We start from the raw sequence: 13,334 nt of genomic DNA, 5'->3' as shown, positions 1-13,334 counted from the left end.
CTCGGCCCGAGGTGAATACCGGATAGAGTTTGGTCGCGTTCTTGCCGGAGCCCACGCGGTGGTGGCCAGTCAGCACGCCCGAAGCGCACGCGTGGCTTTCTGGGCACACCAGGCCCGGCCTCCTCGATGTTGCGTCAAAGAGGCCGGACCGGGTACCACGGTGGTCAGCTTCCAACGAAGCTTCGTCCACTCAGTGAGGGATTCGGTTTTCTAGACGGCGGCCGCTGACCTCGCAAAAGTTCGAGCGAGCCGCCCAACGGCCCCGAGGGAGTAGCGCCTAGCGCACCCCTCGGGGTTCCTCACCGGTGATCCCATCGGCGCCAATCATCATTCACCCCCAGTCGTGGACTCGACACCGGCGTCGCCGTCGGGGTCTCCCCCGAACAGGCGATCCGCCAGCTTCAGCAGGCTGAGCACGAAACACAGGGACCTGAAAAGCCAGGCAAGTGGCTTGAGCCACCTGTGACGTCCCGCCCCCGGGTTCTCCTTCTCCGACATCCACTCTCCTTCCCTTGCGGCGCCCCAACCGGGCACCCGAGAGGACGGTGGGTCCTCCCGGCCGGAGAGGACCACCCCTGAGAATGGTGTCGCATTCGCGTGTTTGACTACACCGACATTGCTTTCCTACATTCTGGGCAAACATCGAGATTCTTGACCGATTTGCCCCTTCTTCATCCGCCCTGGGTGCTGCCCCCGGGAAGGACTGGAAAGACCCACAGAAGGTGAACGGTCACACTTATGCTATCGGCACCCACCGACCCAGCGCACGCCAGGCGTTAAATCTTCAGAAGTCGAGGAGGTCCCATGACCGGCCACCACGGGCGCGGTCCCGTCGTCCACCAGGAACTCCTGATCCAGAGGCTGATCGAGCTTCGCCGCATCAACGGACTGACCCAGGAGGGGGTCAGCGGCTCCCTGTCCTGGTCCCTGGCCAAGGTCCGCCGTTTCGAAGGGGGACAGCAGGCGCTGCCCTTGCACATGCTGGAAGAACTGCTCGATCTGTACGAGGTCTCCGGAACTCGCCGTGGCCAAGAACTACGACAACTGGGAATCGAGGCCAGGAAGCGGTCATGGTGGTCGAAATATCGCTCAGTCATGTCCCCGTCGTACCGCCGGTTCGTCGGCCTGGAGGCAGGAGCTGATCGAATCCTCCACCTACAGATCGCGGTCATCCCCGGCCTGCTCCAGACCAGAGAGTACGCGCAGTGGATCACCGAGTTCTGGGAGTTCCCCTCCGTCGTCGATCCCCTTCTGGAGATCCGCATGCACCGGCAGACCGCGACCAGCCAGCGCTCTCCACGCCCGCGACAGGTCTACCTCCTGGACGAGAACGCCATCCGCAAACACGTCGGCCACCCGGGGCTCATGGCCCGACAACTGCACCACCTGCTCAAACTCGCAGAGCAACCGGAAATAGACATACACATCATCCCCGACACCTCAGGCATTCACTACGGCCTGTCCTCAGGCTCCTTCATCCTGCTCGAATTCGACAACGGGCTCAACGGCGTCGTCTGCGTCGAGAACAGAAACTCGTGCACCGTAAAGAATGATCCGGGAGAGTTTCAGCGCCACAGAGGAGGATTCAGGAGGACAATGACGGAATCAGCCATGAACACACAGGAATCACACAGTTTGATGCAAAGATACGCAACCCAGATGCAGACAGAACAATGACCCATCCCCCAGGAGCAACCAAAAGATTCCCGCAGCCACCATCGGATTCGCATGGCAAGCTGTTCTGCTCACATTTACAATGGAACCGCGTTCCACCGGTGGGACGCGTTGCACTGCCATGAAGAGTAGTTCCGATTGAGTGGCGGTGCTCCTGTCAAAGCGATCAGGAAAGCGAGGACGCCATGGAACCGGCGGTCGATGCGTCATGGCGCAAGAGCAGCTACTCGCCCAGCGAGGGAAACTGCCTCGAAGTCTCCGAGACCCCCGGGGGTATTTTTGTCAGGGACTCGAAGAATCCCTCGCAATCTGTTCTTCTGTGGGACGTGGTCGAATGGTCGGCCCTGATCTCGCTGACACACATCGGGCGCCCTTGACCACCGCCGAAGGACACAGACGGAACACCGGAGCGTCCTGATCGGAGCCGGGGGTCACCTTGATCCCCGGCTCTTCCCGGGCGGAGAAGTCGTCTCGGCGGCCGGAGTGAAGGCCGGGCCAGACACATGAACCACCCTTCGGGCCGTGGCGGAACCCTGACGGCCAGGGGCACGGAGCATGGGTGGATCGATGACGGACCCCGGCACCCGGCCCGGTGACCGAGCGGCACCGTGGGCGGTGTGACACCGTGTCACGTCCCCCGTGCACGGATGTCACGTGGTCGTGTGACACCGCGGCACTGTGCGGCGAACGCTCCGGGGGCTTGGATCGAGGGGCGGGGCCGCGCGGCCCCGCCCCGCCGCACGATCGACCGCGAGGAAGGGCCCACCATGCCGGAGAGCTCCGGAGCACACGACACCGGCGACGACGCGGAACGGGCCGGGCGTTCGCCGCTGATCGCGGAGGACGTCCTCCTCGTGCTCTTCCAACCCGCGTCGGGGACGATCGCGGGTGAGAACACCCTGTACTACGTGCTGGGTGGCGCGGTCCTCACCGAACTGGCCCTGCGCGGCCACGTCACGGTGCGCGGTTCCTTGGTGCGCGCGGGGGCGGAGGCGCCGACCGACGAGCTGCTCAGGTCGGCGTGGGACTACGTCGACCGGAAGCCGCGCGGTGTGCACACCGTCCTCGCGGCGATCGGCCCACGGCTGCGGGCACCGCTGCTGGACCGGCTCGTGCGGTACGGGGACATCGAGCGCGAGGACAGGCGCGCCCTGGGGTTCGTTCCCCTGACCGTCCTCAGGGCGGGCCGTTCGGGTCGGCACGAGGAGGTGTTCGAGAGGGTGCGTTCCGTCCTGGTCGACCGGGCCGAACCCACCCGGCACGTCGCCGCGGTGACCGCCCTGGTGTCGGCGAGCGGGACTCTGCCCCACCTCGACGGGCGGATTCCCTGGAACTCGGCCGTGGTCGGGCGGGCGATGGAGCTGGAGAGGGGCGACTGGGGCGCGGGGGCCGCGGCGGCCGCCGTGGTCAGCGCGAACGCGGCGGTCGTCGTCAACGCCATGCTCGCGTCCGGAGTGCTCTCGCGGTGACGCCCCGACTCACCGGAACACATGGCGTGTCGGACCGGGCACGCGGCGTAGGTTGACCCCATGCGTGTACTTGTCACGGGTGGGGCCGGGTTCATCGGATCGCGGGTGGCGGAGGAACTCCGCCGGGCCGGACACGAGGCGGTGACCCTGGACGCCTACCTGCCCCTGGCGCACGCGGGGCGCGATCCCGCCGACGGGGGCTCCGTGGACGTCGTGGCGGACGTCCGCGACGGCGCGGCCGTGGAGCGGGCCCTGCGCGGGGTGGACGCGGTCTGCCACCAGGCGGCGATGGTGGGTCTGGGGTCGTCGGACTTCCTGGACGCGCCCGACTACGTGGGCTGCAACGACCTGGGGACCGCGGTGCTGTTGGCCGCCATGACCCGTGCGGGGGTCGGCCGTATCGTGATGGCCGGTTCGATGGTCGTCTACGGGGAGGGCCGGTACACGTGCCCCGGGCACGGCGACGTCCGGCCCGGCCCGAGGGCCGAGGCGGACCTCGCGGCCGGGGTGTTCGACCCTCCGTGCCCGCGCTGCGGCACCGCCCTGGTCCCGGGCCTGGTGCGGGAGGACGCGCCGGGCGACCCCCGCAACGTGTACGCCACGACGAAGCTGGCGCAGGAGCACCTGTGCGCGTCGTGGGCCCGCGCGGTGGGCGGGCGGGCGCTGTCGCTGCGCTACCACAACGTCTACGGTCCGGGCATGCCGCGTGACACCCCCTACGCGGGGGTGGCCTCCTTCTTCCGGTCGGCGCTGGCCCGGGGCGAGTCGCCGCGCGTGTTCGAGGACGGCCGACAGCGGCGCGACTTCGTGCACGTCCGCGACGTGGCCCGTGCCAACGTGGCCGCGTTGGAGGCGCTTCCGGACCGCGCCGGGGGCGAGTTGTCGGCGTTCAACACCGGCAGCGGGACACCGCACACCATCGGGGAGATGGCGCTGGCCCTGGCGACGGCGCACGGCGGGCCCCGGCCCGTGGTCACCGGCGAGTACCGGCTCGGGGACGTCCGGCACATCACCGCGTCCTCGGAGCGGCTGATGCGGGAGCTCTCCTGGCGCCCGGAGGTCGGATTCGCCCAGGGAATGGCGGAGTTCGCCCGTTCCGAGCTGCGGGGACCCGTCGGTACCGGCGTTTCGGCGGGGTGATGCCCGATACGCCCGCGTGTCGCGAGCGCCTTCACCGACCGCACCTTTATGGCTTCGTAACGTGATCAGGGTGATCAACGAACCTCACGGTAACGAACAGGCGCGCACGCACCCGGACGCGTCCGGGACCGGCCCGCCCTCGGTCGACGTGGTGCTCCCCTGTCTGGACGAGGCCGCCGCGCTCCCCTGGGTCATGGAGCGCATCCCGCCGGGGTGGCGGGCGATCGTCGTGGACAACGGCTCGACCGACGGATCGGCCGCCGTCGCGGAGGCGCTGGGAGCCGTGGTCGTCCCCGAGTCCCGCAGGGGCTTCGGGGCGGCGTGCCACGCGGGCCTGTCGGCCGCCACAGCCGAGTACGTCTGCTTCTGCGACTGCGACGCCTCCCTGGACCCGGGCCTGCTCCCGGGGCTGGTGGAGCGGGTCCGGCGGGGCGAGGCCGACCTGGTCCTGGGCAGACGGCGCCCGACCCGCAGGGGCGCCTGGCCCGTCCACGCCAGGGTCGGCAACGCGGTCGTCGCGCGGATGCTGCGTTCCCGCACGGGGGTGCGGGTCAGCGACATCGGACCGATGCGGGCCGCCCGCCGAACGGGGCTGGTGGGGTTGGGAATGACCGACCGGCGCTCGGGCTACCCCCTGGAGACGGTCGTGCGGGCCGCCGACGCCGGGTGGCGCGTCACGGAGGTGGACGTCCCCTACCGGCCGAGGTCCGGGGTGTCCAAGGTGACCGGGACGTGGCGCGGGACCTGGACCGCCGTACGCGACATGACCTCGGTGCTGCGCGAACCGCCGACCGGGGCGCGCGTGGGCACGGGGGGAGGCGAGCGATGAACCGCACCGGGCGGACCGGCCTTCCCGCCACGACCCTGCTGGTGATCGCCAAGGAACCCGTCCCCGGCCGGGTCAAGACACGGCTGACGCCGGACTACTCCCCAGAGGAGGCGGCGGCCGTGGCAGAGGCCGCGCTGGCGGACACCCTCGACACGGTGCGCTCGCTGCCCGCGCGTCGACGCCTCCTCGTGCTGGAGGGGCGGACGGGTTCCTGGATGCCGGACACGGGGTTCGAGGTGGTCCCGCAGTCCGGCGGAGGCCTGGACGAACGTCTCGCGCACGCGTTCTCCGTGTGCTCGGGGCCCTCCCTGCTGATCGGTATGGACACCCCGCAGGTCCGCGCCGCGCACCTGGCGCCCGCCCTGGCGCCGGACGCCTGGGCGCACACCGACGCGTGGTTCGGCGCGAGCGAGGACGGCGGGTTCTGGGCGCTCGGGATGGCCGACCCCGACCCCGGCCTGCTGCGCGGCGTGCCGATGTCCACTCCGCACACCGGACGCCTCCAACGCGCGCGACTGGTGGACGCCGGTCTGCGCGTGGGTGACCTGGAGGTGCTCAGAGACGTGGACACCCCCCGGGACGCGGCCGCCGTGGCCCGTCTGGTGCCCGGGAGCCGCTTCGGCCGGGTCGTCGGAGCCAGGAGAACGGAGGTCCGGTCGTGAGGGCCCCGGAGATGGGGGCGGGCACGAGGGCGGCCCCGTGGCGGTGCGACCCGTACTCGCGGGCCCTGGCCAACGGGCACGGACCGCTGTACCTGCGCAGGTCCGACGGGTGGATGCTCCCGTTGGAGGTGGAGCGGTGGTGCGGGACCACCGACGCCGCCGACGAGAGCGTGCTGGACCGTACCGAGGGCGACACCCTCGACGCGGGCTGCGGCCCGGGTCGGATGGTCCTCACCCTGACCGCCCGGGGCCACCGGGCCCTGGGCGTGGACACCAACCCGGTGGCGGTGTCGCGGGTGGTGGAGGCGGGCGGCCGGGCGGTACACGCCTCGGTGTTCGACCCCCTGCCGGAGGAGGGCCGCTGGCACACCGCCCTGTTGATCGACGGCAACATCGGGATCGGCGGGACCCCGTCGGCCCTGCTCGCGCGGATGCGGGACCTCGTGCTGCCCCGGGGGCTGCTCATCGTCGAGGCGGCCGACCGGGACGTCCACGAACGGGTGACCGTGCAGGTCACCGACGGCTGGGGGCAGCAGGGCGCACCCTTCACGTGGGCCCGGCTCGGGCTCCCGGCCCTGCGTTCCTACGCGGAGGGCGGTGGGTGGTGCTGGGAGGAGTCCTGGCGGGAGGGGGAGCGCCGGTTCGCGGCGCTGCGCGCGCCCCGCTGACCAGCGGTGGCGGCCTGGGTGCGAACCGGTTCCGGCGAAACGGTGGGCGTCCGGCGGGCCCCTCGGCGATCCGGGGCGGCCTCCCGCCGGTGTCCGGTGGTCAGCCCGGACGGTCGCGCCGCGCCGCCCGTCGGGCCCGGGCCGCCCCCACCGCAGCCGAGGCCGCGAGCAGGACCGCGCTGACCAGGAGCCACCGCGCCGCGAACGGTTCCCCGGTCAGCCCCGTCTTGGACACGTAGGCGTCGGGAGGTCCGAGGATCAGCGGGAGGTAGACCAGGAGCAGGAGTCCGGAGGCGGTCGCGGGAACCAGAACGAGGTCCGGCACGGCCGTGCTCCCACGGCGTCCGGCCCCGCGTCCCGCGTGTCGGCCGACCCTCCGCCCCACCCGCCGGACGGCCCGGCCCACGAGCGTGTAGGCGGGGACCAGCACGAGGTCGTGCAGGAGCGCGCCGCCCGCGAACCACACGGCGATCATCCACGGGTCGCCCCCGTGGAGCAGGCGCGTGCCCGCGTAGGCGATGAGGGCCAGCACGCCGACCATCAGGAGCAGGTGCCACGGGGAGGCGCCGTACACGCGGCGCGGGAGCGACGTCACACCGCGCCGAAGCTGAGCCGGGTGACCCACTTGGTGTTGTGCACGCCCGGACAGGCGGGCGCGATCACCCGGGCGGGGTAGCCGTGGTCGACCGACAGGTCGGCTCCGTTGACGCGCAGGGCCAGCAGCGACCGGGGATCGGCGACCTGGTTGTCGCGGAGCGCGGCGCTGGAGAAGGACCCGGAGGTCTGTGCCGACTCCACGAAGACCCCCGGCGGCCCCTGGGCCGCGACCAGGGCGGCGAGGTCGGCCAGCCGCACGCCCTCCCAGTCGAGGTCGCGGGTGGACCACCCCTCCACGCAGGCGATGGGCAGTGCGGATGTGTGCTGGGGGAGGTCGAGCAGGTCCTGCCGGGTGAGGACGACCGCCCGGTCCGCGCCGCGCACGGTCAGCCGCCAGTCCGGGCCGGTGTCGGCGTCGGTGACCCCCGCGTGGGCGGCGGTCGTGTTCACCGGGAACCCGTCGGCGCCCTCCCCGGGCAGCCGTCCGTGGGGCGCCAGGACCGCCGTCGGCCTCAGCGCGCCCCCGAGGCTCTGCCCGACCGTGGTCAGGAGGAGCGCCAGCGACCCCAGCCCCACCGCGCCCAGCAGTGTGCGGCGCGAGGCCGCCTCGGGGTCGGGGTCGGGCGCGACCAGCGCGCCCCGCTCCGCGTGCGGCCCCTTCCCCCGGTCGCTCAGGGCCTCACGGAGCCCGCGAGCCCGCAGCTCCCGGACCGCGGTCGGCAGTTTCAGCACCGCGTGGGAGAACAGGGCCGCCGCGAACACCCAGGCCCCGTACAGGTGCAGGGGGTAGAAGGAGCCGGGGAAGAGGTACTCCAGCTGGATGTTGAGGATGCCGGTCGCGAAGACGAACAGCGCGCCTCCCACCAGGAAGAGGACCGTCAGGCGTTCCAGTGCCCGGGCGACGGAGTCGGCCGGGGGCCAGCGGAAGAGGAGCGGCGCGACCGACCACAGCTTGGCCAGCAGGACGGGGACCAGGGTGATCCCGAGCGTGACGTGCACGCCCTGGGTGAGGCGGTAGAGCCACGGGGGGTCGGTGGGCCAGGCGAAGAGGTAGAACCCGAGCAGCCCCCGGTCGGGGGTCTTGTCGTTGCCCGCCAGGTCGGGGTTGTAGGCGGCGTAGGAGAGCAGGCCGGTGACGAACAGGACCGGGAGCCCGACGAGGAGGACCGTGCCCAGCAGCGAGGTCAGCCACGGCCCGCGTGAGGGGCTGCGCCACCAGCCCGGCCGGACGGGTCCGAGGGCCGGGCCGCCCCTCAGCGCCGCCCGCAGCCGTTCGCCCCGCGTGCGAGCCCTCGAGTCCCCGTCCGGGCGCCCACCGCCCGGCGTCGCCTCGGGCGTGCGCCCGCCCTGGTCGTTCTCGTTCACGCGGTCGATCGCCTCCCGGTCGGGCGGGGCCAGCTCGCGGTCATGCTAGGCCGCGCCCGCACGGTCGCGGCGCACCGCCGGTCTCACGGAGTGTCACCACCCGCGCGAGACGCTTCCTTCCCGGCGTCGGCGACACGCCCCGGCGCCACCGGGCCACGGGCGCCGACCTGACCTACGGTGACGGCGTGACGCAGCCCGATCTCCAGAGCCCGAGCGGCGGGACCGACACGGACCGCGCCCCGATCCGCGCCGACCTGCTCGTGGCCGTTCTGGCCGTGCTCCTGTTCGCCGCCGCCGCCGTGGTCGGCACCCTGATCCAGAACGCCCACGGCGTCCTGTACGTGGCCTGGCCTCCGCTGTACGCGTCCTGGCTCCCCCATGTGGGTCCCGGCACGGTCCCCGCCCTCCTCCTGGCGGCGGTGGTGGTGCTCCAGGGGCCCGCCGCGGCCCGGGCGCTGCCCTGGCGCCCGCTGGTGTGGTCGGTCTGGGGCTCCTCCGTCCTGTGGACCACCGCCCTCGCACTCGTCGACGGCTGGCGGCGCGGGATCACCGACCGCCTCCTGTCCCCCCACGAGTACCTGGCCTCGGTCGACCGGTTCCAGGACGTCGGCGCCGCCCTGAGCACGTTCACCCGGCACATCCTGGTGGGGCAGCCGGACAACTGGCCCACGCACGTGGCCGGGCACCCGCCGGGCGCGGTCCTGACCTTCGTCGCCCTGGATCGCGTCGGGCTGGGCGGAGGGGCGTGGGCCGGGGTCTGGTGCGTCGTGGTCGGCGCCTCCGCCTCGGCCGCGGTCCTGGTGGCCCTGCGGGCGCTGGGTGCGGAGGAGACGGCCCGCCGGGCGGCCCCGTTCGTGGTCCTGGTGCCCGCCGCCGTCTGGGTGGGGGTCTCCGCCGACGGCTACTTCGCGGCGGTCACCGCGTGGGGGCTGGCCCTGCTCGCCGTGGCGGCGTCCCCGCGCGCCCGTACGCCGCGTCTCGCCGCGTTGGCGGCGGGGGTGCTTCTGGGATGGTCGGTGTACCTGTCGTACGGTCTCGTGCTCATCGGCTTCCTGGCCGTGGCCGTGCTCCTGTGCGCGCGGAACGCCCGCCCCCTCACCTACGCGCTGGCGGGCGCCCTCGCGGTGGCCGCCGCCTTCACCGCCGCCGGTTTCTGGTGGTGGGAGGGGTACCAGCTGTTGGTGGAACGCTACTACCAGGGGGTGGCGGCCGTCCGCCCCTACGGCTACTGGGTCTGGGCGAACCTGGCCACCGTGTGCGTGACGGCCGGGCTGGCGGCCGTGGCGGGGGCGCGCCGGGCCCTGGCGCTGGTGCCGGGCACCGTGCGGGGTCTGCGCCGGGCGCCGTCCCGGGACGACGCGACGGTGGCGCTGCTGGTGACCGCCGCGCTCTGCGCGGTCGCCGCCGCGACCCTGTCCGGGATGAGCAAGGGCGAGACCGAGCGCATCTGGCTGCCGTTCGTGCTGTGGCTCGTACCCGCCGCGGCCCTGCTGCCGGGCCGCCACCGGAGGGCCTGGCTCGCCGTTCAGGCGGTCACGGCCCTCCTGGTCAACCACCTCCTGCTCACCGGGTGGTGAACGCGCGGATCGTCCTCCTCGTGTCTCCAGGTGACGTGTTGGCGCGGGCGCACCCGGGCAGGCTGGTCCCCAAGGCACTCGAAGTCGTCTGACGAGGGGGAAGGATGCGCTACGACGAGTTCCTGGCACAGGTGCGCGACGTCGGCGAGTACGAGGACCAGCGCGAGGCCGAACAGGTGACGCGTGCGGTGTTCTCCGTCCTGGCGGAGCGGTTGCCGGGCACCACCCTGGACCACCTGGCCGCGCAGATCCCCGGACCCCTGGACGAGGCCCTTCGGCCCCTGGACGGGTTGGAGGCCGAGCCCTTCGGGATCGAGGAGTTCTACAGCCGTGTCGCCGAGGCGACCGGGGCCCGGCCGCTGACGGCGCAGCAGGACTCCGGCGCGGTGCTCAGCACCGTGGGCAGGGCGGTGTCGGGCGGCGAGCTGAACCAGGTGCTGAGCCACCTGCCCTCCGGCTACGCGGTCGTGTTCGGCAAGCCCGAACTGGCCTGACCGCGCGCCGACGACGGCGAACGGACGTACACGACCGCCGGGAAGCGGGTTTCGGGCTCCCTTCGGAGTGAGCGGGTCCCCCTACGGGAACCGGGCTCCGTGCGAAGCGCACGGTCGCTCCTCGAAGGCCCCTCCGCGACCTCCGGCGGGCACACGGACAGAGGAGGAACCATGGTCTACGCGACCACGAACCCCTACACGAACGAGACCCTGGCGACGTTCGCGCAGATCTCGGACGAGGAGCTGGAACGTGCCCTCGGCACCGCCCAGAGCACCTTCGAGTCGTGGCGCACCAGGTCCTTCGACGAGCGCGGGGAGGTCGTGCGGCGCGCGGCCCGCATCCTCCGCGAGCGCACCGACGACTTCGCGCGGCTCCTCACCCTGGAGATGGGCAAACTGTTCGAGGAGAGCCGGGGCGAGGTGGAGCTGGCCGCCTCGATCCTCGACTACTACGCCGAGAACGCCGAGGAGTTCCTCGCCCCCGAGAGGGTGGCGACCGACGACCCCGGGGTGGGCGAGGCGGTGGTCGTCAGCGACCCCATCGGGGTGCTGTTCGGCGTCCAGCCGTGGAACTTCCCCTACTACCAGCTGGCGCGGTTCGCCGGTCCCAACCTCATGGCCGGGAACGTCGTCGTGGTCAAGCACGCCTCGATCGTCCCGCAGTCGGCGGCGGCCTTCGAGTCGCTGTTCAGGGAGGCCGGAGCTCCCGAGGGCGCCTACACCAACGTCTACGCGAGCAAGGACCAGGTCACCCGGGCCATCAGGGACCCGCGCGTGCGCGGCGTCGCCCTCACCGGCAGCGAGGGGGCGGGTTCCAGCGTCGCGGCCCACGCGGGCGAGCAGCTGAAGAAGAGCACCCTCGAACTCGGGGGGAGCGACGCCCTCGTCGTGCTGGGCGACGCCGACCTCGACCTCAGTGTCGAGCGCGCGCTCTGGGGCAGGCTCAACAACGCGGGGCAGAGCTGTGTCGCCGCGAAGAGGATCATCGTCGTCGAGGAGGTGGCGGACGAGTTCCTGCGGCGGTTCGCCGAGGGGTTCGCCCGGCTGAGGGCGGGTGACCCGTTCGACTCCGGGACGACCCTGCCCCCGCTCTCGTCGCAGAGCGCCGCCGACGACCTCCAGGAACTCGTGGACGAGGCCGAGGAACACGGCGCGACGGTGGTCACCCCGGGCGATCCCGTGCCCGAGGAGGGCGCGTTCGCGCAACCGAGGATCATCACCGGCCTCACCCGGGACAACCCCGTGTACGACAAGGAGTTCTTCGGGCCCGTCGCCCTCTTCTTCCGGGCGGAGGACGAGGAGGACGCGGTGCGGATCGCCAACGACTCCACCTTCGGTCTGGGCGGATCGGTGTTCACCGAGGACGTCGCCCACGGAGCGGACGTGGCGCGGCGCATCGACACCGGCATGGTCTTCGTGAACCACCCCACCTGGACGCGCCCGGACCTGCCGTTCGGCGGCACCAAGAGGTCCGGTTACGGGCAGGAGCTGTCCGCGGCGGGCATCCAGGAGTTCGTCAACAAGAAGCTCGTCACCGTGATGCCGACCGGTTAGCGGCGGGTGGCGACCGCCGCCCCGCGTCATCGCCGAGCTGCTGGAGTGCGTCCGCGTCCGTCTGACCGCCGCGCCGAGCACCGTCCTCACCGAAGCTCCCACACACCACGCCCGGAACTGGCATCGTCACCTTCTGTGACGGAGATTCGGACGAGGGGAGCGGGTCGCGGTGCTTGAGGGTGACGGTGTGGCGGTCAGTGTGGGACGGATGAACGGGGCGGCGGCGGGCCCGGGGCAGCGCACGGAGGCGCCCCTGGCGAGGATCGTCTCCTCCGCGATGCTCCTCCACGCGGTCTCGGCCATGGTCGAGCTGGGCGTGGTCGAAGCGCTGGCGGACGGCCCGCGCCCGGCGGCCGACCTGGCGCGGGAGCTGGGGGTCCCCGAGGAGCGGCTGCTGGTGGTCCTGCACGCCGTGACGGCGGCGGAGCTGGTGGAGCGGACCGGGCCCGGCGTGTACGCGCTGAGCCCCGCCGGGGACCACCTGCGCGCCGACGACCCCCTGGGCCTGCGGGACCTCTTCCGCATGTGCACCTACGGGGACCTGTTCCAGGCGTGGACACGGCTGGGCGGTTCGGTGAGCTCGGGGCGGACCGCGTTCGAGATCCAGACCGGAAGCCAGCTGTTCGACTACCTGGGCGAGCACCGTGACGCGGCGGACGTGTTCAACCGGGCGATGAACGCCTCCAGCCCCGCGGCGACCCTGCTCGGCGCCGTCGACCTGGAGGGGACGGGGACGGTGGCCGACCTGGGCGGCGGGGAGGGCGCCACGATCGCCGCCGTGCTGCGTGCCCTGCCCGGGGCCCGGGGTGTGCTCCTCGACCTCCCGGAGGTGGTGGCGGGGGCCCCGTCCCTGCTGCGCGCCGAGGGGGTCGCCGACCGCTGTTCGGTGGTGGGCGGCAGCTTCTTCGAGGAGGTCCCGGCGGGGGCGGACGTCTACGTCATGGCCCGGGTGTTGCAGAACTGGTCCGACCGGGACGCGGTCCGTGTCCTGGGCAACGTCCGCGCGGCGATGGCGCGGGGGTCGCGGCTGCTGGTGGTGGGGCACCTGCCCGACCGGGAGCGGCCGAACGCGTTCGTGGAGGCCATCGGCCTGAGCATGTTCGTGCTCTACGGGGCCGCGGCGCGTTCGTCGGAGGAGTACGAGGCGCTCTTCGCGCAGGCGGGTCTGCGACTGCACGCGGTGCACCGGGTGCCCGACGGGGAGTCCGTGATGGACGTGCGGCCCGTCCTCACCTGATCGGCGGGGCGGGCGTGCTCCGGCCGCCGACCGATACGGCGGCGCCGTCCCGGTCACCGACCGGTGGG

Annotated in this window: 14 protein-coding genes; 11 read left to right on the top strand and 3 right to left on the bottom strand. The window is 72.4% G+C overall.

Features of this window, described 5'->3' with window-relative positions; genetic code table 11:
- Positions 1 to 327: 327 nt before the first annotated feature.
- Positions 328 to 498: a hypothetical protein gene (locus ACFYL4_RS14560; RefSeq protein ID WP_387518696.1), complete on the bottom strand. Its 171-nt coding sequence runs from the start codon at positions 496 to 498 to the stop codon at positions 328 to 330.
- A 306-nt stretch (positions 499 to 804) separates the two neighbouring features.
- Between ACFYL4_RS14560 and ACFYL4_RS14555 the strand changes: the two genes are divergently transcribed.
- The 7 genes from ACFYL4_RS14555 (at position 805) to ACFYL4_RS14525 (ending at position 6,442) form a co-directional block, all read left to right on the top strand.
- The gene (locus tag ACFYL4_RS14555) at positions 805 to 1,677 is read left to right on the top strand and encodes a helix-turn-helix domain-containing protein (RefSeq protein WP_387518694.1); all 873 of its coding nucleotides are present in this window, start codon (positions 805 to 807) and stop codon (positions 1,675 to 1,677) included.
- Between the two features lie 182 nt (positions 1,678 to 1,859).
- On the top strand, positions 1,860 to 2,051 hold the full coding sequence (locus ACFYL4_RS14550; protein ID WP_387518692.1) for a DUF397 domain-containing protein: 192 nt from the start codon (positions 1,860 to 1,862) through the stop codon (positions 2,049 to 2,051).
- A 390-nt stretch (positions 2,052 to 2,441) separates the two neighbouring features.
- Positions 2,442 to 3,143, top strand: a complete 702-nt coding sequence (locus ACFYL4_RS14545; RefSeq protein ID WP_387518690.1) for a GPP34 family phosphoprotein — start codon at positions 2,442 to 2,444, stop codon at positions 3,141 to 3,143.
- A gap of 60 nt (positions 3,144 to 3,203) precedes the next feature.
- A complete protein-coding gene (locus tag ACFYL4_RS14540; RefSeq protein WP_357766133.1) occupies positions 3,204 to 4,283 on the top strand; it encodes an NAD-dependent epimerase/dehydratase family protein in 1,080 nt (359 codons plus the stop codon).
- A 70-nt stretch (positions 4,284 to 4,353) separates the two neighbouring features.
- Entirely contained in the window at positions 4,354 to 5,112 is a 759-nt protein-coding gene (locus ACFYL4_RS14535; RefSeq protein WP_387518689.1) for a glycosyltransferase family 2 protein, read from the top strand.
- Positions 5,109 to 5,774 carry a DUF2064 domain-containing protein gene (locus tag ACFYL4_RS14530; RefSeq protein ID WP_357766132.1) on the top strand — a complete coding sequence of 222 codons (666 nt, stop codon included), beginning with the start codon at positions 5,109 to 5,111 and terminating at the stop codon, positions 5,772 to 5,774. Before ACFYL4_RS14535 ends, ACFYL4_RS14530 begins: the two co-directional genes overlap by 4 nt.
- Positions 5,771 to 6,442: a class I SAM-dependent methyltransferase gene (locus tag ACFYL4_RS14525; RefSeq protein WP_387518688.1), complete on the top strand. Its 672-nt coding sequence runs from the start codon at positions 5,771 to 5,773 to the stop codon at positions 6,440 to 6,442. The genes ACFYL4_RS14530 and ACFYL4_RS14525 overlap by 4 nt, the downstream gene beginning before the upstream one ends.
- Positions 6,443 to 6,542: 100 nt before the next feature.
- Here ACFYL4_RS14525 and ACFYL4_RS14520 read toward each other — a convergent pair whose 3' ends face one another.
- Together ACFYL4_RS14520 and ACFYL4_RS14515 are read right to left on the bottom strand one after the other, a co-directional pair.
- Positions 6,543 to 7,037, bottom strand: a complete 495-nt coding sequence (locus ACFYL4_RS14520; RefSeq protein ID WP_387518687.1) for a hypothetical protein — start codon at positions 7,035 to 7,037, stop codon at positions 6,543 to 6,545.
- Positions 7,034 to 8,404 (bottom strand): molybdopterin-dependent oxidoreductase, encoded by a 1,371-nt coding sequence (locus tag ACFYL4_RS14515; protein ID WP_387518686.1) that lies wholly within the window; start codon positions 8,402 to 8,404, stop codon positions 7,034 to 7,036. Before ACFYL4_RS14515 ends, ACFYL4_RS14520 begins: the two co-directional genes overlap by 4 nt.
- Positions 8,405 to 8,589: 185 nt before the next feature.
- On the opposite strand from ACFYL4_RS14515, the gene ACFYL4_RS14510 reads away from it, so the two are divergent.
- From ACFYL4_RS14510 to ACFYL4_RS14495, 4 genes are all read left to right on the top strand, one after another.
- On the top strand, positions 8,590 to 9,981 hold the full coding sequence (locus tag ACFYL4_RS14510; RefSeq protein WP_387518685.1) for a hypothetical protein: 1,392 nt from the start codon (positions 8,590 to 8,592) through the stop codon (positions 9,979 to 9,981).
- Positions 9,982 to 10,085: 104 nt separating this feature from the next.
- Complete coding sequence (locus tag ACFYL4_RS14505; protein ID WP_387518684.1) at positions 10,086 to 10,475, top strand: DUF2267 domain-containing protein; 390 nt, start codon at positions 10,086 to 10,088, stop codon at positions 10,473 to 10,475.
- Positions 10,476 to 10,646: 171 nt separating this feature from the next.
- Positions 10,647 to 12,029, top strand: coding sequence for an NAD-dependent succinate-semialdehyde dehydrogenase (locus ACFYL4_RS14500; RefSeq protein WP_357766117.1), 1,383 nt, complete (start codon positions 10,647 to 10,649; stop codon positions 12,027 to 12,029).
- Positions 12,030 to 12,237: 208 nt separating this feature from the next.
- Positions 12,238 to 13,266, top strand: a complete 1,029-nt coding sequence (locus ACFYL4_RS14495) for a methyltransferase (RefSeq protein WP_357766154.1) — start codon at positions 12,238 to 12,240, stop codon at positions 13,264 to 13,266.
- Positions 13,267 to 13,334 lie beyond the last annotated feature (68 nt).

The sequence above is a fragment of the Nocardiopsis sp. NPDC006938 genome, from assembly GCF_042869555.1.
GTDB lineage: Bacteria > Actinomycetota > Actinomycetes > Streptosporangiales > Streptosporangiaceae > Nocardiopsis.
Note: the sequence above shows the minus strand (reverse complement) of the source record. Positions and strands in the feature narration are given on the sequence as shown.